This window comes from Paenibacillus sp. TY11 (assembly GCF_059772165.1).
The window spans coordinates 44,384-68,091 of record NZ_JCBAIQ010000024.1; the positions used below are offsets into that span (position 1 = coordinate 44,384).

20 protein-coding genes and 1 other annotated feature are annotated in these 23,708 nt (G+C 49.4%); of the genes, 15 read left to right on the forward strand and 5 right to left on the reverse strand.

The window, feature by feature from the left end; all coding sequences use genetic code 11:
- Positions 1 to 117: 117 nt before the first annotated feature.
- On the forward strand, positions 118 to 474 hold the full coding sequence (locus tag AC6EJC_RS22325) for a DUF1648 domain-containing protein (protein ID WP_444955846.1): 357 nt from the start codon (positions 118 to 120) through the stop codon (positions 472 to 474).
- A gap of 66 nt (positions 475 to 540) precedes the next feature.
- On the opposite strand, the gene acnA is transcribed toward AC6EJC_RS22325, so the two are convergent.
- Entirely contained in the window at positions 541 to 3,252 is a 2,712-nt protein-coding gene (acnA, locus tag AC6EJC_RS22330) for an aconitate hydratase AcnA (protein ID WP_444955847.1), read from the reverse strand.
- A 418-nt stretch (positions 3,253 to 3,670) separates the two neighbouring features.
- On the opposite strand from acnA, the gene AC6EJC_RS22335 reads away from it, so the two are divergent.
- The 14 genes from AC6EJC_RS22335 to AC6EJC_RS22400 all read left to right on the forward strand — a co-directional run bounded on the left by AC6EJC_RS22335 (position 3,671) and on the right by AC6EJC_RS22400 (position 18,355).
- Positions 3,671 to 4,666 carry an amidase domain-containing protein gene (locus tag AC6EJC_RS22335; protein ID WP_444955848.1) on the forward strand — a complete coding sequence of 332 codons (996 nt, stop codon included), beginning with the start codon at positions 3,671 to 3,673 and terminating at the stop codon, positions 4,664 to 4,666.
- A gap of 73 nt (positions 4,667 to 4,739) precedes the next feature.
- Positions 4,740 to 5,828, forward strand: coding sequence for a D-alanine--D-alanine ligase (locus tag AC6EJC_RS22340; protein WP_444955849.1), 1,089 nt, complete (start codon positions 4,740 to 4,742; stop codon positions 5,826 to 5,828).
- Positions 5,829 to 5,925: 97 nt separating this feature from the next.
- Positions 5,926 to 6,243: a hypothetical protein gene (locus AC6EJC_RS22345; RefSeq protein WP_229523693.1), complete on the forward strand. Its 318-nt coding sequence runs from the start codon at positions 5,926 to 5,928 to the stop codon at positions 6,241 to 6,243.
- A gap of 145 nt (positions 6,244 to 6,388) precedes the next feature.
- A complete protein-coding gene (gene uvsE / locus AC6EJC_RS22350) occupies positions 6,389 to 7,390 on the forward strand; it encodes a UV DNA damage repair endonuclease UvsE (RefSeq protein WP_444955850.1) in 1,002 nt (333 codons plus the stop codon).
- A 174-nt stretch (positions 7,391 to 7,564) separates the two neighbouring features.
- Positions 7,565 to 8,431 carry an inositol monophosphatase family protein gene (locus AC6EJC_RS22355; protein WP_444955851.1) on the forward strand — a complete coding sequence of 289 codons (867 nt, stop codon included), beginning with the start codon at positions 7,565 to 7,567 and terminating at the stop codon, positions 8,429 to 8,431.
- Positions 8,432 to 8,470: 39 nt separating this feature from the next.
- Complete coding sequence (locus AC6EJC_RS22360) at positions 8,471 to 8,713, forward strand: hypothetical protein (RefSeq protein ID WP_076293115.1); 243 nt, start codon at positions 8,471 to 8,473, stop codon at positions 8,711 to 8,713.
- 49 nt (positions 8,714 to 8,762) lie between these two features.
- A complete protein-coding gene (locus AC6EJC_RS22365) occupies positions 8,763 to 10,610 on the forward strand; it encodes a sensor histidine kinase (RefSeq protein WP_498475314.1) in 1,848 nt (615 codons plus the stop codon).
- Positions 10,588 to 12,147: a response regulator transcription factor gene (locus AC6EJC_RS22370; protein WP_444955852.1), complete on the forward strand. Its 1,560-nt coding sequence runs from the start codon at positions 10,588 to 10,590 to the stop codon at positions 12,145 to 12,147. Before AC6EJC_RS22365 ends, AC6EJC_RS22370 begins: the two co-directional genes overlap by 23 nt.
- A gap of 175 nt (positions 12,148 to 12,322) precedes the next feature.
- Entirely contained in the window at positions 12,323 to 13,615 is a 1,293-nt protein-coding gene (locus tag AC6EJC_RS22375) for an ABC transporter substrate-binding protein (RefSeq protein WP_444955853.1), read from the forward strand.
- Positions 13,616 to 13,842: 227 nt separating this feature from the next.
- Positions 13,843 to 14,751 (forward strand): carbohydrate ABC transporter permease, encoded by a 909-nt coding sequence (locus tag AC6EJC_RS22380; RefSeq protein ID WP_444955854.1) that lies wholly within the window; start codon positions 13,843 to 13,845, stop codon positions 14,749 to 14,751.
- A 5-nt stretch (positions 14,752 to 14,756) separates the two neighbouring features.
- Positions 14,757 to 15,596, forward strand: a complete 840-nt coding sequence (locus AC6EJC_RS22385; protein WP_444955855.1) for a carbohydrate ABC transporter permease — start codon at positions 14,757 to 14,759, stop codon at positions 15,594 to 15,596.
- A gap of 113 nt (positions 15,597 to 15,709) precedes the next feature.
- Positions 15,710 to 16,822 (forward strand): rhamnogalacturonan acetylesterase, encoded by a 1,113-nt coding sequence (locus AC6EJC_RS22390; RefSeq protein WP_444955877.1) that lies wholly within the window; start codon positions 15,710 to 15,712, stop codon positions 16,820 to 16,822.
- A gap of 44 nt (positions 16,823 to 16,866) precedes the next feature.
- The gene (locus AC6EJC_RS22395; RefSeq protein WP_444955856.1) at positions 16,867 to 17,901 is read left to right on the forward strand and encodes a glycoside hydrolase family 88/105 protein; all 1,035 of its coding nucleotides are present in this window, start codon (positions 16,867 to 16,869) and stop codon (positions 17,899 to 17,901) included.
- A gap of 52 nt (positions 17,902 to 17,953) precedes the next feature.
- Complete coding sequence (locus AC6EJC_RS22400; RefSeq protein WP_348621511.1) at positions 17,954 to 18,355, forward strand: sensory rhodopsin transducer; 402 nt, start codon at positions 17,954 to 17,956, stop codon at positions 18,353 to 18,355.
- A gap of 81 nt (positions 18,356 to 18,436) precedes the next feature.
- On the opposite strand, the gene trpS is transcribed toward AC6EJC_RS22400, so the two are convergent.
- The 4 genes from trpS to AC6EJC_RS22420 form a co-directional block, all read right to left on the reverse strand.
- Entirely contained in the window at positions 18,437 to 19,432 is a 996-nt protein-coding gene (gene trpS / locus AC6EJC_RS22405) for a tryptophan--tRNA ligase (protein ID WP_444955857.1), read from the reverse strand.
- A gap of 231 nt (positions 19,433 to 19,663) precedes the next feature.
- Positions 19,664 to 19,969: a binding site (T-box leader), on the reverse strand.
- Between the two features lie 45 nt (positions 19,970 to 20,014).
- Positions 20,015 to 20,974, reverse strand: a complete 960-nt coding sequence (locus tag AC6EJC_RS22410) for a DMT family transporter (protein WP_444955858.1) — start codon at positions 20,972 to 20,974, stop codon at positions 20,015 to 20,017.
- Positions 20,975 to 21,182: 208 nt separating this feature from the next.
- Entirely contained in the window at positions 21,183 to 22,499 is a 1,317-nt protein-coding gene (locus AC6EJC_RS22415; protein WP_444955878.1) for a glutamate-1-semialdehyde 2,1-aminomutase, read from the reverse strand.
- 83 nt (positions 22,500 to 22,582) lie between these two features.
- Positions 22,583 to 23,704, reverse strand: coding sequence for an LCP family protein (locus AC6EJC_RS22420; protein ID WP_444955859.1), 1,122 nt, complete (start codon positions 23,702 to 23,704; stop codon positions 22,583 to 22,585).
- Between the last annotated feature and the right edge of the window lie 4 nt (positions 23,705 to 23,708).

Below are 23,708 nucleotides of genomic sequence, written 5' to 3' on the forward strand. Positions count from 1 at the left end.
TTTGTTGATTATTTAGATTATGTTATTTGGAGATACTAAAGAATGGATAAGTACTTTTTGAGTTAAATATAACCGTCTTTAGTGACGTAATGCCCTTAACTCTAAAGGAGAACTTCCATGCGAAATAGATTGAATATTTGTAATGTATTGTCCTTTCTTGTTTCTGTTTTGCCTTTCATCATCTACCTTTTCATGTATCCGAGAATGCCTAGGAATGTAGCAATCCACTACAATTTTAATGATGTGGCTGACCGTTTTGTTGACAAATCTTCTCCTGAGGTATGGTTGTTGTGTGGACTTAGCCTCTTATCTTTTATAATTATGCTTATGCTCCAGCCTTATCTCAGTCGTCAGTTCAAGAGCGAAGAAGGCTCTGCAATCATGAAAAGCCTGCCTGGTCTCTTCACACTCCTTATAACCCTCGTATTTTCAATCATAGGCATATGTTTTCTCCTGAATGCTTCGAGCTTATAAAAAATCCCCTCTCAATTTGCAGTTTTCACTGCATTTTGAAGGGGATTTTCATTATTCATTCGCTCGTTACTCTTGAATCATTTGACGCAATACGGTTTGCAGAATACCGCCGTTGTGGTAGTAGTCGATATCGACAGTGCTGTCCAGACGGGCAGTTACCGGGAACTCGAACTTGGTGCCATCCTCGCGTTTGGCTACAACCGTAAGCTCTTGACCTGGCTTCACGTCATTGTCAATGCCGAGGATATCGAAGGTTTCGCGGCCGTTGAGGCCTAAGCTGGACCAGCCATAGCCTTCCTGGAATTGTAGGGGCAGCACACCCATGCCGACCAGGTTGCTACGGTGAATCCGCTCGAAGCTTTCGGCAATGACGGCTTTAACGCCCAGCAAAAGCGTACCTTTGGCCGCCCAGTCACGGGAGCTGCCTGTGCCGTATTCCTTGCCAGCAATGACGATCAGGTTTTGATCGGCTGCCTGATATTTCATGGACGCATCGTAGATGGACATTTCCTCATCCGTAGGCAAATATTTGGTCACGCCGCCTTCGGTGCCTGGAGCCACATTGTTGCGGATACGGATGTTGGCGAATGTACCGCGCATCATGACCTCGTGGTTACCGCGACGGGAGCCGTAGGAGTTAAAGTCCTTGCGTTCCACGCCATGCTCCTTCAAGTACAGTCCTGCCGGGCTGGAAGGGGCGATGTTGCCTGCTGGTGAGATATGGTCGGTCGTGACCGAATCATTCAACAGGGCAAGCACACGGGCATTACGGATTTCCTTGATATCCTGCACGCCATCCTGAAGTCCTTCAAAGAACGGCGGATTTTGAATATAAGTTGAGTTTTCATCCCATTCATACAGTTCGCCTTCAGGAACCGGAATGGAATTCCATTTTTCGTTGGCAGTAAATACATTTTCGTATTTGCGACGGAACATATCCGGGCTGAGAGACAGGCTGATGGCTTCCTTAATTTCCTCGGAAGTGGGCCAGATGTCTTTCAGGTAGACAGGCTGATTGTCCTGATCGTAACCGAGCGGATCATTCACCAAATCAATGTTCACCGTGCCTGCCAGCGCATAAGCGACAACCAGTGGCGGTGAGCCGAGATAATTGGCTTTGACCTGCGCATGCACGCGACCCTCAAAGTTCCGGTTGCCGGAAATGACTGCGCCAACCGTCAAATCATGGTCTGTGATGGCTTGACTCACTTCGTCAGGAAGTGGCCCGGAGTTACCGATACAGGTCGCACAGCCGTAGCCTGCCACATGGAAGCCGAGGGCTTCCAACGGTCCGATCAGTCCGGCTTTTTGCAGGTATTCCGTCACGACGAGGGAACCCGGTGTCAAGCTGGTTTTAACATAACCCGGCTTTTTGAGTCCACGCTGCACTGCTTTTTTGGCCAGCAAGCCCGCACCGAGCATAACGCTTGGATTGGAGGTGTTCGTGCAGCTTGTGATAGCCGCAATGACGACTGCTCCTGTACCCAACTCGCTGGTGGAGCCGTCCGGATGGGTCAGCGGAATCTTCTGTGCGATCTTTTCATCGCTCAGTCCATAGCCGCCTTTGTCCACCGGGGTACGGATAATACCTTCAAAGGTTTCTTTCATGCGGCTCAGCTCAACACGGTCCTGCGGACGTTTGGGTCCGGCGAGACTCGGTACAACCGAAGCCAGATCCAGCTCAATCGTATCGCTGAACACAGGGTCCGGCGTATCGGATGTGCGGAACATGCCTTGGGCTTTGTAATATTCCTCTACGAGGCTTACTTGCTCATCGGAACGTCCTGTGCTGCGCAGGTAGGCCAGCGTCTCGGCATCGACCGGGAAGAAGCCAATCGTTGCGCCGTATTCCGGTGCCATGTTGGCAACCGTCGCACGGTCAGCCAAGCTGATGTTGGCCAGACCGGGACCGTAAAATTCCACGAATTTGCCGACCACGCCTTTTTTACGCAGCATTTGCGTTACTGTAAGTGCCAGATCCGTGGCGGTAGAGCCTTCCGACAGGCTGCCTGTTAGCTTGAAGCCGATCACATCGGGAGTAACAAAATACAGCGGTTGCCCTAGCATACCCGCCTCTGCCTCAATCCCGCCGACGCCCCAGCCTACGACACCAAGGCCGTTAATCATCGTGGTATGGGAGTCTGTTCCCACGAGGGAATCCGGGAAGACAACCGTTTCGCCGTCAATGGTTTTGGTGGCGGCCACGGAGGCGAGATACTCCAGATTGACCTGATGGACGATACCGGTGGATGGCGGTACGGCGCGGAAGTTGTTGAACGCCGTTTGTGCCCAGCGCAGAAAACGGTACCGCTCCTCGTTACGTTCAAACTCTACATTAATATTGTAGTCCAGCGCGTCACTGGTGCCGAAAGCATCGACCATGACCGAGTGGTCGATAACGAGGTCGACGGGGACGAGCGGATTGATTTGTTTCGGATCACCGCCCGCTTTTTTCACAGTATCACGCATGGCAGCCAAATCGACAACCACCGGGACGCCGGTAAAATCCTGAAGCACGATGCGTGCAGGAATGAACGGAATTTCCTTGTTGGTGTCACGATCCTCAGCCCAGCCTGTCAGCTGCTGTACATGTTCTTCAGTGATGGCGCGTCCGTCAAATTGGCGAACCGCGGCTTCCAGCAATACTTTAATGGAGAAAGGCAGCTTGGCGATACCACTTTTTCCTTGTTCCTCCAGTGCCTTAAGACTGTAGTAGCGATAAGGCTTACCGTTAACTTCGAGACTACGGGCAATAGAGAATTGATCTTTTCCTGACATAAGTATTACCTCCTTGAAGTGGATGCTTGGGGGAAAATAGGGATGTCGTTTTTTCGACGTTGCACAGTTGCTTTAAATTGGTTGCGTTCTCAATTTCATCTTCAGTGGTTCATTGCGTGTTAGAGGTTGAGATGAATGTAATTCGTTTCATTAGATGAAACTTAATTTCAAAATGATTGCTTTTGGATTAAGTATACCGTTTTCAGGCGGTTCCGTAAAGTTTTTTTGGCCTGAATTATTCGTTGCAGACTGGAAAATAAAACGTTCCGCTCCCTCGCGTTTCGATGTTCATACCAAGCTTTAGAGATTCATACTTATAGATAGAGAGCATATCAGACTAGAGAGGGAAGAAAGGAAGTTATACATCATTCCGGTTATCCCCGGAAAAGGATAGCGGGACGAATATGGAGGGATAGGGATGGGGGAGCGGGAATGGAAACAGGCCCTTTTTGCTTACGTGAATCAATACAATCGCAGTGAGGTGAATGGTGTACCGCAACCGGATGAGTATCTGGAAGTGGGTCAGCGGATGGAACGAGCAGCACGTGCGGCCAGATTGGAGCAGTGGTACAACGAACGGGACGCTGTTCCCTTACGCAGCGAGACACGCGCCAAGCCGTTACGAATTGTGCAGGATACCCCGGATGAGGCAGTGGTAGATGTACAACTGCATGTCCGACTATTTTATGAGAAGGGCGGGATGACTCACCGGGAGGATCGAATTGAACGGGAGCGTCTGACGTTCACACGCGAGGGTGAAGCCTGGCAGGTGACGAGAATTGAGCGCGATCCGGCAGAAAGGAAACCTGCGGGGGGAGAGGTTCCTTTTGAACAGGCTTCGTTTAATCAGGGAGGGAATCTGCCGCTTTTGAATCGCGGTGTGCTGGGCTTTGGTTCATCAGCGCGTCCCAGCCGATATCGCCGTGAAGAAGCAGCGGCCTATGCAGATCAGTGGTGGGATAGCTTTAACCCGGAGTTTGAAGGTTTTGATGTGGATTGTACCAATTATATCTCGCAATGCCTCTTTGCAGGGGGAGCACCGATCCACTATACTGGTAAAAGAGAATCGGGCTGGTGGTATAAAGGACGGGTCGCCGGACGTGAGCTGTGGAGCTACAGTTGGGCGGTTTCCAACAGTCTGGAGCGGTATTTGGGCTCCAGCTCATGGGGGTTGACCGCTGAGCAGGTGAGTCGTCCGGAACAGCTCATGCTGGGGGACGTCATTTTTTACGATTGGGATGGTGACGGAACCTTCCAGCACAGCACGGTGGTCACGGCCTTTGATGCGGGCGGCATGCCGCTAGTCAATGCACATACGGTAAGCTCCAGACATCGTTATTGGGACTACAAAAATTCGTATGCGTGGACGGACAACACGGTATATCGCTTTTATCACATCGCCGACTATTTTTAAATGAAATGATGGATAACAGGTACAGTGGTGCAAATCAGGCACAATGACGAAAGTAGGAAAGCGGAGGATAGGCATGTCAAATCAAAAATTGACCGTAGGGCTGGTGTACGGTGGCAAATCGGGCGAACATGAGGTTTCGCTGCAAACGGCGTATGCGGTAATGAACGCCTTTAACTATGAGAAATACGAGATTATTCCTTTTTATATTACGAAGGCTGGCGATTGGCGTAGAGGGGCGCTATTAAGCGCACCGCTGGCTTCTGTAGAACAATTGAAGCTGGAACGCGCAGAGGGCGGCACCAAGGCGGCATTAGATACATTGTTCGGCAAGCTGTACGGAGAGCAGACGCTGGATGTGCTGTTTCCGCTGCTGCACGGCACCTTTGGCGAGGATGGAACGATTCAGGGTCTGTTCGAAATGGCGGATATGCCCTATGTCGGTGCAGGAGTGCTGGCTTCGGCAGCAGGTATGGATAAAGGCGTCATGAAGAAGTTGTTTGAGCATGCAGGATTGCCGCAAGTGAAATACTGTTATTTTAATAGTACACAGTGGGCACAGACCAGTCACGATCTGATACGAAACATGGAAACCGAGCTAGGTTATCCTTGCTTTGTCAAACCGGCCAATCTGGGATCAAGTGTCGGTATTTCCAAAGCCAGTAACCGAGAAGAGCTTGAAAAAGCTGTAGATCTGGCTTTGCAATTTGACCTGAAGGTGATTGTGGAGGAGTACGTCGATGCCCGTGAGATTGAGGTCAGCGTACTTGGTAATGACGAGCCGATTGCTTCGGTACCGGGTGAAATTGTATCGTCGAGTGATTACTACGATTATGCTGCCAAATATACGGATGGCCAATCGGAAATGCTCATTCCGGCACCATTGGACGAGGAAGTGGCGGATCGTATTCGTGAAGCCGCCTTGCAAGCATTCCGCGCTCTGGAAGGCTGCGGGATTTCCCGTGCCGATTTCTTTGTCAGACGCTCGGACGGACATATACTTATTAATGAGGTAAATACGATGCCTGGCTTTACACCGTTCAGTATGTATCCATTACTGTGGAGAGAAACTGGCGTATCTTATGCGAGTCTGCTGGACCGCATGATTGCCCTTGCACTGGAGCGTTATGAGCGCAGGTCTGCGTTGCACTACGAGAACTCATAAAACAAAAGGGGAGCTGATCACTCTCCTTTTTGTTCATATATATGGCATATACTTGGGATTTTACTAAACCCTTAGTCATGAAAGGTGGCGGCTACACATGGGCTTTCAAACTGAATTTAACTCGGTGTGCAAATTCAAGAGCGAACAAGAACTTTACGAACTGCTGGAATATGGACGTGGCAAAATGGTTAAATCCGGCCTGCGCGTGTTCCCGACAGGCCAGAAGGTCATCGCTTACAGCGTGGACAACGTGGCAGTAGCCATCGTGCAGATTGTGGGCTGTATCGCCGAAATCAATTTTCAAGGCGACGAAGTGACCGAGGTTGAAATGATCCTCATTCGTAAGCTGAATGAAGAGGAATCGAGAATTCAGACCGCATTGGCGGATGAAATGTTTTTTGGAGCACAGCAGTAATCCTAGCTGTTTCCTTCTTGCAATTTGTGCAATAGCGCCGAATCAGCAGGTGCTTTTCCGGGTATGATCAGTAGAAAAGGGTTTTAGGTCACAGAACGAAAGCGGCCTTACCATCTACTGCGAACTGCTGAAAGGAAGGACACCAATGATAGTAAGGTTCGGTTATGTAGCCATGTCGGTCACCGTGCAAAATGCATCCCCCTCTAAAACCATGACCATGGCTAGCTTTAACAAAATTGGAGACCGAGAAGCTGCGATCCGCAAGCTAGAACGGATTGCAGCCGAAAATCTCCATAATACATTGAGGCTGCTGCGTCATAATCGCGCGAGTGATATCCAGGTCTATCGTTTCTCATCCAAGCTGATTCCGCTCGCGACCCATCAGGATCTGCGGGATTGGGACCCATTTCAGGCGCTTGCGGCTGATTTTGCAGAGGTCGGGAACTATGTCAAGGCGAATAGGATGAGGGTATCGTTTCACCCGGATCATTTTACAGTGTTGAGCACTCCCCGTCCTGAAGTGCTGCAAAGCTCCATTAATGATCTGAAGCACCATGAAGCGATGCTGGAGGCCATGGGACTCGGTGCGGAAGCCAAAAACAACATTCATATCGGTGGTGCATACGGAGATAAGGTGACCTCAGGTCAGCGTTTTGTAGAGCAGGTTAGTGCGTTGGAGCTTTCGTTAAGAAAACGGTTAACACTGGAAAATGATGATAAAACATTCAATGCGGTGGAAACGCTGGAGGCTTGCAAGTTGACGGGGTTACCGATGGTTCTCGATATTCATCATCAATGGGTGAATAACGAGGGTGAGAAGCCGTGGGAGCTATGGCCGGGTATTTTGGAGACCTGGAAAGGGGAATTGGCCCAAGCAGGATCTTCTGCTGATCATCCATTGCCGCCCAAAATCCATGCGTCCAGTCCCAAAAGTGAAAAAGACCCCCGTGGTCATGCGGACGGTGTTCTGGTGGAGCCGTTGCTTACCTTTTTGCGCAATATTGCCGGATATACGGATCGGATTGACGTCATGCTTGAAGCCAAACGTAAGGATGAAGCGTTGTTCGGGTTGATGAATGAACTGCGTCTTCAGGAAGATGATGGGGTTAAAGTGCTGGATGGAGCTTCCGTAGAAATTACGCCTTAGAAAGTAGCATTTCGCGGATAAAGTTCCCATAAACAGAAACTTTTTGAAGCTTATTGTGTATACTAGAATGTGTAAACTAGCAAACTTGTACTGAAACAGAGATGGTTAAGAGACTGCGCTGTAGGGCAGATTCGTAAACCACGTAACAATGATATAGAAAGTAGAGTGAACACGTTGAATGAACATGAAAACGAAAAGGTTCCCTATATCGTATCAGGAAAAAGCTATACTGCCGTGGCTATTAATGCGGCATCCAAAGCCGGGGAATGGATTAAGAGCAGACTGGGAACTGTTGAACATTTGAATACCAAGCAGTTTCCGACGGATCTCGTGACCGAGGTAGATAAAGGTGCAGAGCAGATGATTCGCAGATTGATTCTGACCCATTTTCCCGATCATGCCATTCTGGGTGAAGAGGGGGTGGAGCCGGGAGCCGAAGCTTCGGCCCGCGCTTTAGAGGCTGCCCGTGAAGAGGAATATTTATGGATTATTGATCCGGTAGACGGCACTACCAATTTTGTGCACAGTCTGCCGTACTACAGTGTATCTATTGCCTTGGCCCACCGTGGAGAGGTGATTGTCGGGGTTATTTATGATCCGTCCCGTGATGAAATGTTCGTAGCGGAAAAAGGTAAAGGTGCGTATGTACATGGCAATCGCATGCAAGCATCGAGAGAAGAAACACTGGGAGATAGTCTGGTGTGCATCGGTTTCCCGCCGGATCGTACGTATGCACAACCGTTGAATATGAAAATTACGCAGGTTCTTACACCTCAGGTACGCGGCATTCGGGCGCTCGGCTCGGCAGCACTGCATCTGGCTTATGTGGCATCGGGACGGCTGTCCGCTTATTGCGAAATTGGTTTGAATGCGTGGGATGTGGCAGCGGGCGCTTTGCTGGTACAGGAATCAGGCGGCACAATTACGGATACATTGGGCAGACCTTATGACCTGAGTGTACGGCATATTGCAGCTACGAATACAGCTATTCATTCACAACTTATTCAAGTGCTGAAAGAAGCAGACGCAACCGGGTTATAATTCTACGTAGAGACCATCATCCTGAAGGAGGAAATCGCGATGAGCCAATCCGAAGAATTGGAACGCCAGCTCAGTGAACTGCTGACGGAAGGCGAAATTCGTGAGAATGAGGCCAAAAAACGGGAACGGCTCAGCCCTAAATATGAGGTGCGGGTTCAGACTCATATTGATCCCATTGTCGAGGAGACGCGTAAATACCGGAGTATGGCACGGGAACTTGATGACCGATACGACGAATATATGAGCAAGGCGGACAAATCGAAACCAACCGATCAACGCTAAGCAAACACAAATACCTCTTGCCGAATGACCAAGGCATGGGGTATTTTGTATGATATATAAAGTTTTCTCCATTTTGAGCTGGACCGGGCAGAACGAGCAAAGGAGGCGACATTCACTGATTACCTATTTTAAGAGCGCTTACAAAAATGCCGGAATCCATCATAAAATGGTACTGCTGATTACGGTGCTCATGCTGGTTAATTTTGCGGTTGTTGCAGTCATACTTAAATACGTATTTCATATTTATGATAATCAAATGTACAAAAAGACATCCGAAGTACTCAATATTTCTTCAATCGGCATAGAAAATGAGCTGAAGGATGTTGAAAAAGTTACTTTCAAGGTAACAACGGACGAGCAGCTTCAACGTTATTTGCTACAACTGGAAAAGGAAACGTCACCTTATGCCAAAATGGTGCTGCGTAAAAAAATAACGAATAGGCTTGTCGCCTTTGCCGGCTCTGAAACCTATGTCTATTCTATGATGGTGATCGACAAAGAGGGGCAGGTCATGAGCGCGGGCAACCGTGAAGGTATTCCCCAAGAGCTTCGGTCCACCCTGTCGGAGCTGGCAGACGAATATGATGGTTCCAATGCATGGTATGCGGCAGGTCATTCCTCCTTGCTGGCAGCGCGGCAGTTCAAATCCTTTACCGATTCCAATTTTACGCTGAATGGGCTCGGAACGCTTGCGATTCGTGTGCGAATTGACCGGATTGTAGCTGATCGTGTGCAGACCTCCGGCCGTGACGGACAGTTGATGATTACAGATGGAAGGCGGATGATTTATCCCGAAACACCGCTTTTGAGTGAGAGAGAGATTCAGGCCGAGCTTGGGAGGAAGCAGCCTTATGGGATTGCGACCTACTCAGGAGGGACCTTTTTCGCAGCTCAAATCAAATCCTCTTATACGGGGTGGACGTATTTGCATATGACCCCTTTCGATGATATGTTTCGTAGCATTACGATCATCAAAGAAATTGTAAGCGCTATTTTTGTAATTATGCTTCTTATTGCACTGGCATTGGGAGCTAGGTTGTCAGGCAGCATTACCAAACCGATCGTTCAATTAATCCAGAACATGCGTAAAATAGAAAAAGGCGATCTCGACCGTTTGGAAGAGGAAGCGCTTGGCGCGGTCCCCCTTTCCACACAGGATGAGGTGGGCTTGCTGCATCGGACGTATAAGAAGATGATTCGCCGTATCCGTGAGCTTATTAATGAGAATGTTGCCAAGCAGCTATTGCTGCGGGAAACAGAGTTAAAGGCGCTACAGGCACAGATTAATCCGCATTTTTTATACAACACGCTTGAATCCGTGAACTGGCTCGCCAAGGCCAATAAGCAGGATCGAATTTCAGAAATGGTGGAAGCACTTGCTTTTCTGCTGCGCAGTGCGGTCAGTTTTGAAGAGCAGCTGATTCCGCTTCGAAAAGAACTGGAAATCGTGCGGAGCTACGTAACGATCCAAAAAACACGCTTCGATGAACGTCTCGTTTTCCATCTGGATGTCCCGGAAGAACTGATGGACGCGCAAATTCCGAAGCTAACGCTTCAGCCTTTGGTGGAGAATGCCATCCATTATGCGCTGGAGCCGCGGATTGAACCCTGTCGGATTGCTATTATTGCGAGAGAAAGCGAGGGGGCTCTGTTTCTGCAAGTTGAAGATGACGGACCGGGAATGACGCCTGATTTCTTGGAAAAGCTGCGGAGCGGGCAGGTCACGACTCGTGGACAGGGCATTGGACTTACGAATATTCAGGAACGGATTAACCTGACATTTGGTACACCGTGGGGGATAGAGCTGCATAGCGAGTCAGGAACAGGAACGTCGATTCATGTCTGTATTCCATATGTGAAAGGGGATCAGGGTCGTGTACAAGGTGCTACTGGTTGATGATGAGCGTATGATTTTGGAAGGTATATCACAGGTGGTTGATTGGGGCAGAGCGGGAACGAGGCTGGTTGGTACGGCACGTAATGGGATTGAGGCTTATGATCAGATTCAGGCCAGCCCGCCTGATTTTGTAATCAGCGACATCTCTATGCCTGGACTGGACGGTATCGGACTGGTTGCCAAAACGACGGAGCATTTTCCAGACGTTCGTTTCATTTTGTTGTCTGGTTACAAAGATTTCGACTATGCCTGTCGAGCCATGCAATACGGGGTGAAGCACTACTTGTTGAAGCCCTGCAATGAGCGGCAAATTCATGAGGCTCTGACCGAGTTGGGGCAGGAGCGGGAGGAGCAGGAAGAACGCAAACAGTTCGTGAATCGGATGAAGCTTGATTTTCAGCGTATGCTGCCTCATGTGAAGGAGCATTTTTTGAAGGAGTTTATTTCCTATAAAACTTACGGTAGCCGTGATATCGCTTTTTATGAGCGGTTGTTCGGTCTGGAATTGCAAGATAAGCAGGTTCGAATGCTGCTGCTGCGGGTGGAGGAATCCCATGAGCCGGAGCATTTGTTTGCATTGCAAAATATAGCGGCGGATTTAATGGATGATGTCTTGCTCAGTACGACCATGCAGGGACAACTGCTCATCGTGCTGGAAAGTGGGGATGACACGTCACAGCTTATGAAACAGATCGAAGCGGTACGTGCGACGTTTCACCGTTTTTACAAGCTGGAGGTAACGTTCGCGGTTAGCGAGTCGGATAGCATGCAGCATTCGCGAGGGATGTACCGGGAGACACTGCATTGTATGAATCACCGTTTTTACACCGGGGAGGGCAGTCTGATTACAAAGGAGGATTTGGCGGCTGAGGATACCCGGGAGATGGCAGATTTGGAGCTGGACGAGGAGAAGTTCGGTCTGCTGATCAAAGCCGGAAATGCGGAGGAGGTTGCACAGGAAGTGGATCGGTTGTTCGGCATCCTGTCCCGTATGAAGCTGGAAATCTCCGTGACGCGCTCCTATGTGCTTCAGCTCTATGCCGCTATGATCCGTATATGCCCTGAAGAGGAGCGTGCGGCGTTTACGAGCCGAATGGTCGTGCTGGCAGAGCAAAAAACGTTGGCATGTCTCAAGTCTTTTGTACAGGAAGCTGCCGAACGAATGACCGCAATCTATTATAAAAGTAATGTGTACCGCCAATCTTCCACCGTTGATAAAATGATCACCATTATTGAGCAAAACTACAGAAAATCCGATCTGTCGCTGAACGGAGTGGCGGGTCAAATGCTGTATATGAATTCCGACTACTTAGGGAAGATTTTCAAAAAGGTGACAGGTGAAAACTTTTCACATTACGTCAACCGTTATCGGATCGAACGTGCGGCTGAGCATATTCGGGAGACGGGAGACGTTAAGGTGTTCGAACTGGCGGAATGGTTCGGCTTCGGGGGGAACGCGCAATATTTTAGCCAGGTGTTCAAAAAATGGGCGGGTATGACGCCTTCCGAGTACATTAAATCACACGAACGGGGATGAGTGGGCGGAGTCCCTCTGTTTTTTTAACTTAGGAAATCTGATTTGTGTATTCCAATGCTTCTCTGCTTTTGGGAAAATAACAACAGGAGCAAATGTAAACGCTATCAATTTTGCGTAAATACGTTGTCACTTGTAACACGGCTCCTTTCTAGAACAGCGAAAAGGGGAGAGATAGGTGGGCAAAAAGGGATGGTTTCTGATCATGGCTATGCTGCTCGTTTTGACGACGGCATGTAGCGGAGCGGACGGCGGCGGCAATTCGGGCACAAGTGCAGACGGGAAAGTAAAGTTGCGGATCGCTTGGTGGGGATCGGATACGCGTCATGAATACACGCAGAAGGTCATTGATTTGTATAAGCAGAAAAATCCAAATGTAACGATTGACGTCGAATATGCCTCTTTTGATGACTATTGGAAAAAGCTCGCTCCGCAGGCTGCGGCTAATCAGCTGCCGGATATCGTGCAAATGGACATTTCGTACATTAGCCAATATGCGAAGAATGGTCAACTGGAGGATCTTGCGCCATACTTGAATCAAAAAATTCAGGTCGCTGATGTGACCGAAAATGTACTCAAAACCGGCGTAATTGCCGGAAAGCAATATGGTATTCCAACAGGTGTTAATGTTCTGGGTTTCCAGTATGACCCGGCGTTGCTCAAAAAAGCGGGCATAGATAAAATTCCTGACAACTGGACATTGGATCAATACAAAGAACTGGCTTTGAAGGCAGGTTCCAATAAAGTATACTTTGACAGCTCTATGGCTGCCGATATTTTCTTCCACTACTATTTGCGTACTCAAGGAAAGTCTCTCTACAATGCGGAAGGAACAGGATTGGGGTATGACGACGATAAGCTGTTTGTTGACTTCTTCGGCGGATTGGCTGAGCTGATTAAGAAGGGGGCGACCCCGCCTCCTGAAATCATGAACCAGACCAAGGGTATTCTTGAGGAATCCGATATCGTCAAAGGAACAGGCATCGGCATTTGGCAGTGGTCCAATCAGTATGTGGGCTTACAGCAGGTCGTTAACCGCCCAATGGCACTGGCTCCGATGTTTGGGCCGAATATGGAAAAAGGCGTATATATGCAGCCTACGATGTACTGGACGGTTGCTGCCCGTTCACAGGTGAAGGATGAGGCTGCTAAGTTTATTGATTTCTGGATGAACGATGTAGAAGCGAATAAATTGATTAAAGGCGAACGGGGCGTGCCGATTTCCGCCAAAATTAAGGAAGCTGTAGCGCCGGAGTTGAGCGAGCCTACGAAGCAAGTGTTTGAATTTGTGGCTTCCATGGAGCCAAAAGCTTCTCCAATGAGCCCGCCGCCGCCAGTCGGATCGCCGGAAGTGATTGCGACCCTGACCGATTATATTGAGCAGGTCAATTTTGGGCAGATGACGGCGGAGGATGCAGCGGCCAAATTCCGCGCTGATGCGAATACCATCCTTGCGAATAACAAGCAATAATGAGCGCAATAAGACCTTTGGATATCTGACAACGTTTTAGCCTATGGTCGAGGGTCAGTTTCGTTAAGTTAACCGTGCGTAGTGCATAGCATATTTACGCACGGTTAACCCGACGAACAAACCGCAGAAGCACCCTTTGTATACATTATAATATAGTGCGTATAACAACGATTAAATAATACTATAAGGTTTCGGAAATTAGTAAAATGCAACAGAAGGGAGGCTTGATGAGCTTGCGAAATCATCATAGCTTGAAAGCCAATGTGACCGGATATGCGTTTATCAGCCCGTTTATTGTGGGCTTTCTGGCGTTTACGTTAATTCCAATGTTTATTTCGCTATATCTGTCCTTTACCACCTACAACCTGTTCACCCCGCCCAAATGGATTGGTCTGGGTAACTTCGAAAAAATGTTCACAGGCGACCCGAAATACTGGAATTCGATCAGGGTCACGTTTACGTATGTATTGGTCGGTGTACCGTTGCGACTGATTTTCGCGCTGTTTGTGGCTATGATTTTGAATACCAAATCGCGCATGGTCGGCACCTATCGGACGATGTACTATCTGCCGTCCATTATCGGGGGCAGCGTTGCGGTGTCCATCATGTGGCGCAACATTTTCAGCAATGACGGCATTGTAAACAGCTTGCTTTCGGCCTTGGGGGCAACACCGGTGAAATGGTTTGGTGATCCAAATGCTTCACTGACGATGCTGATCACCTTGTCTGTATGGCAATTCGGTTCGTCCATGCTCATTTTCCTGGCAGGGTTGAAGAACATTCCACTTGAATTGTACGAGGCGTCCAGCGTAGATGGTGCTTCGCCGGTACGAAAATTTTTCAGTATTACGCTGCCGCTGCTGAGTCCAATTATTCTATTTAACCTAATTATGCAGACGATCAGTGCCTTTATGACCTTCGTCCCGGCCTATGTTATTTCCAAGGGCGAGGGAGGCCCGATGGATGGAACGATGCTGCATTCACTGTATCTGTTCCGTCAGGCGTTTATGTTCAGCAATATGGGATATGCGGCGGCCATGGCCTGGGTCATGCTCATTATGATTGCGATACTGACAGCGATTTTATTTATATCGTCCAGATACTGGGTATTTTATGAAACGGAAAAGGGGCGCTGATACCGATGGCATGGAAAACGTTCAAATGGCCAATTTATCACATTCTGGTTGCTGCACTGGCGCTCCTGATGCTGTATCCCGTTTTTTGGATGCTGTTCAGCTCATTTAAAGAAAGTCGGACGATATTCGTCACGGCATCCTCGCTTTTCCCTACAGAATGGATCTGGCAAAACTATGTAACAGGCTGGAAAGGCACAACGGGGTATAACTTCGGCACATATATTATGAATTCGCTCACTATCGTAGTGATTTCAACAATTGGAGCCGTGCTTTCCTCCTCATTGATCGCATTTGGCTTCGCACGTTTGAAATTCAAAGGGCGTAACTTGTGGTTTGCCCTGATGATGGTGACGCTGATGCTGCCAGGGGATGTGGTACTGGTACCGCAATATATTATTTTCACCAAGCTCGGCTGGATCAATACGATCTTGCCGTTGGTCGTGCCGTCCTTTTTCGGAATGCCGTTCTTCATCTTCCTGATGGTTCAGTTTATACGGACGATACCAGGAGAGTTGGATGAAGCGGCGACGATTGACGGATGCGGCAAGTTCCGACTGTATTTTCGGATTATTTTGCCCTTGCTTAAATCCTCGCTGGCTACAGCGGCAATCTTCTCTTTCTACTGGAAGTGGGAAGATTTGCTCGGTCCGGTACTGTATCTGAATTCGCCGGAGAAATATACCGTTTCTATTGCACTCAAAATGTTCCTCGACAGCGAGTCCGCTTCCAACTGGGGAGGAATGTTCGCGATGTCCATTCTCAGCTTGCTACCGGTTATCGCTGTATTCTTCGCATTCCAGAAGCAAATTGTAGAAGGAATGAGTACGAGTGGTTTGAAGGGGTAAGACCCCAAATGCATAGCGTGAGGATATGAAGCGTAAGAGTAGAAATGGAAGGCATCCGGATGTGTACGATTGAATTGACGGGGGTTAAGGGTGATGGCTGAGAGGTGAGTAAAATGTGGAAGTTTGATTTTGGTCCGGGGGAGCCTGCGGATGGCTATAAGGGAGTGTCCCCGGATTGCTTATATACAGCTGAACAGGGCTATGGCTTCGAGACTACGGAGCATGTGTACGGTCGAAAAAGGCAGAGCTCAGCCAAGGATGCACTCACGCGGCTGCGAAGCAGCTTTTGCATTCCGCTGAACGCTGCGTTTGTCGCGGATGTGCCGGACGGGATGTATCTCGTCACCGTACTGCTTGGCGATTCACTGGCGGAAACGCTCACGCAACTCAAGGCTGGCGAGGGCAAGCATATGCTGCCCCCAGTACACACGCTACCGGGCCAGTTCGCCGAGGCCCGGTTTGCGGTGCCTGTCCGGGGCGGCAAACTACGCCTCACCGTATCAGGCACCGCGCCGCGGCTCAATGCGCTGGAGATTGCGCCAGCGCCACAGACCCTCCGGTTATTCCTGGCCGGAGATTCCACGGTTACGGATCAGGACGCGTCCGGCTATCCGTATACAGGCTGGGGCCAGGCTTTGCCCGCCCTGTTCAAGCATGATGTCTGCGTAGATAATCATGCCGTATCGGGGCGAAGCTCCAAAAGCTTCGTGGACGAAGGACGTCTGGACGTCATTTTGGGCGAAATGAAGGCAGGAGACTTCCTGTTCATCCAGTTCGGTCATAATGATCAGAAGCCTGATCCGGAGCGGACTACGGAGCCTTTTACAACCTACAAGGAGCATCTGCGCCTCTACATTGACGGCGCGAGAAGTCATGAGGCAACCCCGGTGCTGGTCACGCCCGTACATCGTCGCTATTTTAACGAGGATGGTACGCTATCCGACACACACGGTGACTATATAACAGCGGTTCGAGAGCTGGCGGAAGAAGCGAACGTGCCACTGATTGATTTGTCTGCCCGCACGCAGGAGTTATATGAGCGGCTGGGTCCCGAAGAGAGCAAAGAGCTTTTTATGTGGCTGCTGCCTGGTGAATACATGAACTTTTCCGGCGGCTTAGAGGATAACACGCATTTTCATGAGAATGGCGCAGTTCGTATTGCAGACATGGTGGCGGATGCTGTGAAGGAACTGGATTTGCAACCGCTGCGCATGTATTTACGTTGACAGATGACCTTTTCATGTACGGGGGTCAAGGGGGAGACGAGGAAATGCCTGCATTGATTTTTGATGAAGAACAAGTTAAACAGGTGATCGACCGGGTAGTAGAACGCACGTTTCAAATGCACTATAGCTGGGATTGGCCTGGTGGAGTAGCCTTTTACGGAGTATGCGAAGCGTATGAAGCGACAGGGAATGAAAAGTATTTGACCAAGCTGAAAGAATGGGTTGACGAAAATATCGAGGATGGACTTCCGTCTCTCTCGGTGAACGGCGTTTCTGTCGGGCATTGTTTGTTGACGCTGCATCAGGCCACAGGTGAGCAAAAATACCTTGATATCGCCATCGAGATGGCAGAATTTTTGGCCAAAAAAGCTGAGCGGTTTGCCGATGGCATTTTCCAGCATACAGTGAATTCACTTCACGATGTATTTCCGCAGCAAGCATGGGTGGATACGATGTTTATGGCCGGTTATTATTTGCTGCGCATCGGTCATCTGCTGGGGAACAAGGAGTATTGGGAGGATGGGGTCCGTCAATATCACGGGCATGAAGAATTTTTGCAGGACCCGGATACGAATCTGTATTATCACGGCTGGGACCATGCGAATCAAAGCCGGATGTCAGGGATATACTGGGCGCGCGGCAATTCATGGGCAGCCCTCACGATGGCAAAAGCGCTGAAATTTGTGGAGGTGCAGCATCCATCCTATATGATCATCGACGGCTCGCTGCGTGACCAGCTCAGTGCGCTGGTGCGGCTGCAATCCCCGGAAGGGCTGTGGCATACGGTGCTGAACGATGATACCTCTTATCTGGAAACATCGGGCTCGGCTGGAATTGCGACTGCCTTGCTTATGCAAGGGCGGTTGTTTAACAAATACACACAAAAGGCGATCGACGGTATTCTTTCCCGCATTAAGGAGGACGGCACGGTAACGGGTGTATCCGCTGGAACTGCTGTGATGAACGATATTGACGGCTACCGAAACGTGCCATACAAACGCATTCAGGGATGGGGTCAGGGATTGGCGCTTGCTTTTCTGGCTCAACTGCTGCGTACCAAGGAGAATCCGTACGGGTAGAAAAAAGTGCATAGGGATGCGAAAGTATTCATAGGTGAAAGGAGCCGATAGCATGAGAGATATTGAACTTTCTCAGGAAAAGGCAGCTAACCAACCGCGAGGTAGTCTGTTCTGGGTCATCCCCGACGGATATATTCCACCGGAAAGCCGGGGAGAACTGCTCAGTCATGAGAGTATATGCGTGCTGAACTGTGGAAACCGTGCGGCAAAGCTGAGTATAGACATCTATTTTGAAGACCGCGAGCCGTTGGAGGGATTGATGGAGGTGGTAGAAGGAAGACGAACCCGCCATATCCGAACAGCCTCGTTGGAGAAGTCCGGCGAACGGATTCCGGCAGGCATTCCTTACGCAATTACGGTCACTAGCGATGTGCCCATCATCGTACAATATAGCAGACTGGACACGACACAGCCGGAACTGGCGTTAATGAGTGTCATGGCGTACCCTGTCTAATCCGACGAGGACTACGAAGTTAAAAAAGAAATCTCCAGGCTGGAATTGCACAGCTTGGAGATTTCTTTTTTTGAAGGTAGATTAGCGTCCAAAGTAGCTAATTCCCATTGCATCACGCACTTCACCCATCGTTTCCCGCGCCGTAACCTGAGCCTTCCGCGTCCCCTCGACCAAAATTTCGTCGATGTCTCCCATTCGTGCAGCAAAAGTCTTACGACGTTCACGCATGGGCTCCAACAGCGCATTTACGGCCTGAGCCGTCAATCTCTTGCAATCGGTACAGCCGATGGCTCCTTTAGAGCACTGATCATGGATATCGTCCATACCGTCCTGACGGAAATAACGGTGATACTCGTATACCGGACAGATGTCCGGGTGACCTGGATCATGCTTGCGAATACGCGCCGGGTCTGTTTTTGCCCGTGCAAGCTTGTTGTTGACATCCTCGGCTGAAGAGTCGAGATACAGCGCGTTGCCAAGACTTTTACTCATTTTGCTGTTTCCGTCCAGCCCGGTTAGCCTCCCACCTTGTAAAATGCGTGGCTCCGGCAGAACGGGGCGGTACAGTTCATTGAAGCGGCGAACGATTTTACGAGCCTGCTCCATATGAGGAATCTGATCGTCACCTGCCGGAACCAAAGTGGCCTTGCAGATCGCTATATCTGCGGCCTGACTGACCGGATAGCCGAGAAAGCCGTAGCACATATCTTTGGTACCGCGTTGCCGAGCTTCATTTTTTACCGTCGGGTTATGCCGCAGTGAATTGACCGTCACGAACATGCTAAAATACTGAGCCAGCTCTGCGATTTCTGGAATCATGGATTGGACAAATAGTGTAGCCTGATTCGGGTCGATACCTGCTGCCAGATAGTCGAGAGCGACTTGGCGCACACTCGTGGCTAATACGTCTGGATGATCAAAATGCGTAGTCAACGCCTGCACATCTGCCAAAATAATAAAGGTGCGATATTCATGCTGTAGCTCTGTTCTGCTACGAAGACTGCCGATGTAATGGCCGAGATGGAGCTTGCCAGTCGTACGGTCGCCAGTCAGGATAATATCGGATGTAGATTGCATACTTTTTCCTCCCCAATTTCAATAAGTTATAAAATGCTGCAAACATTACACGGTATACACGCCACCACCAGCCGTCCTCCACGGCCATCACCTCCCTTCAAGTTCAAGTCCATCCTAGAGACCATTCAGCTTCAAACCAATACAAAAAAGCTCCGTCTCTGGAATATCACAGCCTACGGACCATGCCGCTTTGCTGCAATATCGCAATACACTAATACATAGCGATTGCGTTCCAAGGACGAAGCTTGTGCTTCGCGGTGCCACCTGGATTGACCGTTTGCTTCTGACAAACGATCCTCTCACCAGATACGGACGCGTTTCTTGTCAGAGCTGCCACTGCCTGAAGATCCGTCGATATCCTGTCCCTTGATAACGGATGGACTTTTCCGCCGTGCCTACTGACCGTTCCACTGGGAAAGCAGTGTTCAACGTGGTGCTCCGAAACCCATTTCAGCAGAAGTGAAACATCGACTCTCACCCAACGCCGACTCTCTGAAGCTTCTTCATCTGCCTACTTCTTTTCATCATCGCCATACAATTTTATACAGTTTACCATTCCATTAGTGAAATGTACATCTGTTTTCAGCCCGTTTTTTGTGATTTTGCAGAAGTTGCTTTGATTGGCGTGAAGCTTTTTCGCCCTCCGAAATTGGTACCCAGCACGCCGACAATGATCATGACAGCCCCAATAATGTGGTAGTAGGCGAGCTGCTCTTTCAAAATATAAGCACCGGCAATCATGGAAATGAGGGTGGATAAATTACCGATCACACTCATTTTGGAGGCTTCGATCCACTTCAAGGCAAAGCTTGATAACAGCGAGGTGACGAGGGTAGACAGAATGCCCAGATAAACCAGTGCCAGCCAGTAATCAGGCTTTACCAGTGGAGCGGTATAGGCGCTCATGGAGCCGTCTATTGCATGGTATCCCAGTGCCATCAAGTTAAAAACGATACATCCCAAAATAGAGGTAACGTAGGTCAATTCCATCGGATTGTACTTTTGTGTTAATGGACGTGCCAGCACGTTATAGCCGGATAGGCATATAGCAGAGAGCACGAGCAAAAGAATACCGCCAAAGCTATTGGAAGCTAGTGGTGCTCCGCTTTTCATCACAAATATAAAAACCACACCAAAGACAGAGAGCAGTAAGGAAATCTTTTGGACCATCGTTGTGCGCTCTTTAAGAAAATAGGAAGCTAACAGCAGCGTAAAGATGGGAACGGTTGCTTGAATAATTCCGCCTTCCGATGAAGAGGTGCTCATCAGCCCGAAGGCTTGCAGTGGAAAATACACTAAAGGCGAGAGCAGCGCCAGTGGTAAAATGCGCAGAATGTCACGCCACTTGATGTTGATCTTGATCCAACCGAGCAGCACTGGAATGGTTAAAGCGATAAAAGACAGCGCAAAGCGGTGGGCGATTACATCCAGCGGGCTGGCCTCTGTGACTGTCAATTTTACAAATAAAAATGAAAATCCAAGTATAGCTGCATAGCTGAGAGCTGCCAGATAGGCGGCCCCATTTCTGGAACGACTGTGCATAATAAACCTCCGTAATAATGACCTCAATCTGTGGTTCTCTCAATATACCCGGATGGCATAACCTGATACAATCCATAAAACTTGCAACTGTACGGGTACAGTTGTGAAATAAAAAAAAGCCGGAACGCAGTCCCAGAGGTCGGATACCCCCGTCCCTAAGACTACTTCCAGCTCTTATCCTATTCATTTCTACTACTTACTGATGGGTTTACTTACCTTGTGACATAGCACGGAACGAATCGTCTGCCGCTTCCAGCGTAGTATCCACGTCTTCATCCGTATGCGCTGTCGTGAGGAACCAGGCTTCGTACTTGGATGGTGCAAGATGAATACCGCGATCCAGCATGTGACGGAAGAAGGATGCGAACGCTTCGCTATCCGTATCCTGCGCCTGAGCGTAATTCGTGATCGGATGATCACAGAAATGCGTAGAGAAAGCTCCACGAATACGGTTGATCGTCAATGGCACGCCGTAGCGTTCGGCGGAGGACTGAATACCGTCCGTCAGCCTCACGGCCAGACGTTCCATCTCTTCATACACGCCTTCCCCTTGAAGGACTTCGAGACAGGCGATGCCTGAAGAGATGGAAGCCGGGTTGCCCGCCATAGTGCCCGCCTGATAAGCCGGGCCGAGAGGGGCAACCTGCTCCATGATCTGCTTGCTGCCGCCGTAGGCACCAATCGGCAGACCACCACCCATGATTTTGCCCAGCGCGGTCAAATCCGGCTGAATCGCATCATGATTGTCCAAACCTGCATACGTTTGGGTGGAACCGAAGTGGAATCGGAACGCGGTAATGACCTCGTCATAAATGACGAGTGAGCCGTTCGCACGGGCCATGGAGCACAGCCCTTCCAAATAACCAGGCTGCGGCATTACCATGCCGAAATTACCAACAATCGGCTCGACCATGACTGCCGCCACATCGTCGCTCCAACGCTCCAAGGCTTGGCGTAACGCGTCGAGATCATTGAAAGGCACGGTAATAACCTCGCTCGCAATGTTAGTCGTAATGCCTGCGCTGTCAGGTATGCCCAGCGTGGAAGGGCCGGAGCCTGCGGCTACAAGTACCAGATCCGAGTGACCGTGGTAGCAGCCGGCAAATTTGATGATCTTGTTCCGTTTGGTATAGGCCCGTGCAACACGAATCGTCGTCATGACCGCCTCTGTGCCGGAATTCACAAACCGGACCTTGTCCATAGAAGGAATAGCTTCCTTCAACATCTTGGCCAGTTTGATTTCCAATACCGTTGAGGTTCCGTACAATACGCCGTTCGCCGCCGCTTCGCTAATAGCCTTGGTAATATGGGGGTGGGCATGTCCGGTAATAATAGGGCCATAAGCCGCCAAATAGTCGATATACCGATTATCATCCTCATCCCAGAAATGAGCACCTTTGGCGCGTTTCATGAATACTGGAGCGCCGCCGCCCACAGCCTTAAAGGAGCGTGAAGGGCTGTTAACGCCCCCAACAATATGCTCCAGAGCTTCTTTATATAATGCTTCGGAGTTTTCCCGTTTCATCATCAAAAACTTCCTTTCCGTTCATTAAAATGGGGTATACACACGCCAAAGGGCAGCGTTCACGGCTGCCCCTGCATACATCATTATAGCTCTTTTTGTCCTGTCTTTGTTGTCGATTGTGTGGAAGCATCCTCACTACTGGTTTTACTGCCCCCTGTAAATGAAGCTTTATCCGTCTTGGATGACGACGCACTATCCGGCTGCTTTGTTTCGTTCTGGTCCTTATTTTGTTCCTGTGTTTGTACAGGCGGATTATTAAATATATCCTGAACGTACTTTTTCAGTTCTTCCGGATCGCGGACGGTAAGAACTGCCGCGCCGCCCACATTTTCTTCTCCGAGCAGCTTCATCGGTGGAACCTGTTCGCTGCCTGCAAAGTTGCTTTGGTACCCCACATTCGCCAGCTTCCACATATCGTTAACACTGAGATTCGTGTCAATGTACGGGTTAACCTGCTCTAAAATGTTCGGCAGGTTGGCGATGGAAGTCGTGGTCTGCATTTTCTGGGCTATTGCCTCCAAAAATGCCCGTTGCCGTCCTGAACGGGAGAAGTCGGACATCGCATCGTGGCGGAACCGCACATATTGAAGCGCTGTGTTGCCATCCAGATGCTGCATGCCCTTCTTCAAGTCAATATCGTATTGATGCTTATCCGCATTACTTGTATAATGCATATCCTTCTCTACTTCAAAATCAATGCCGCCTACAGCGTCTATTAGCTTAATAAATCCTTGGAAATCGGTATACACATAATATTGCACTGGGATGCCCAACAGATCGCCAGCCGTCTTCATGGCCGTGTTGGGTCCGTGAGTAATGGCGGTGTTAATCCGATTTTTTCCGTAGCCGGGAATATCCACGTACGTATCACGCAAAATAGAGAACATGTGGATTTTTTTCTTGACGGGGTCCAGCGATACGACCATCATGCTGTCCGATCGGGGGACTTCCCCTTGCTGGATACCGCGGCCATCGACTCCCATCAGCAAAATGTTGACCATATCGGTACCTTCCCACTTGGGCGGTTCTGGCGTACGAACCTGATCGACCTGCTTTACATTTTTGAAGGGGGAGTTAGCACCCTCTTTATGCAGATTATCCAGCTGATTATAAATGGATGTAAAATAGTACACGGCAAAGCCGACAATCGCGACGATAACCACGGCTAGAACCGACCATATCGTCCTTTTGGTTCTGCTTGTCATGGAT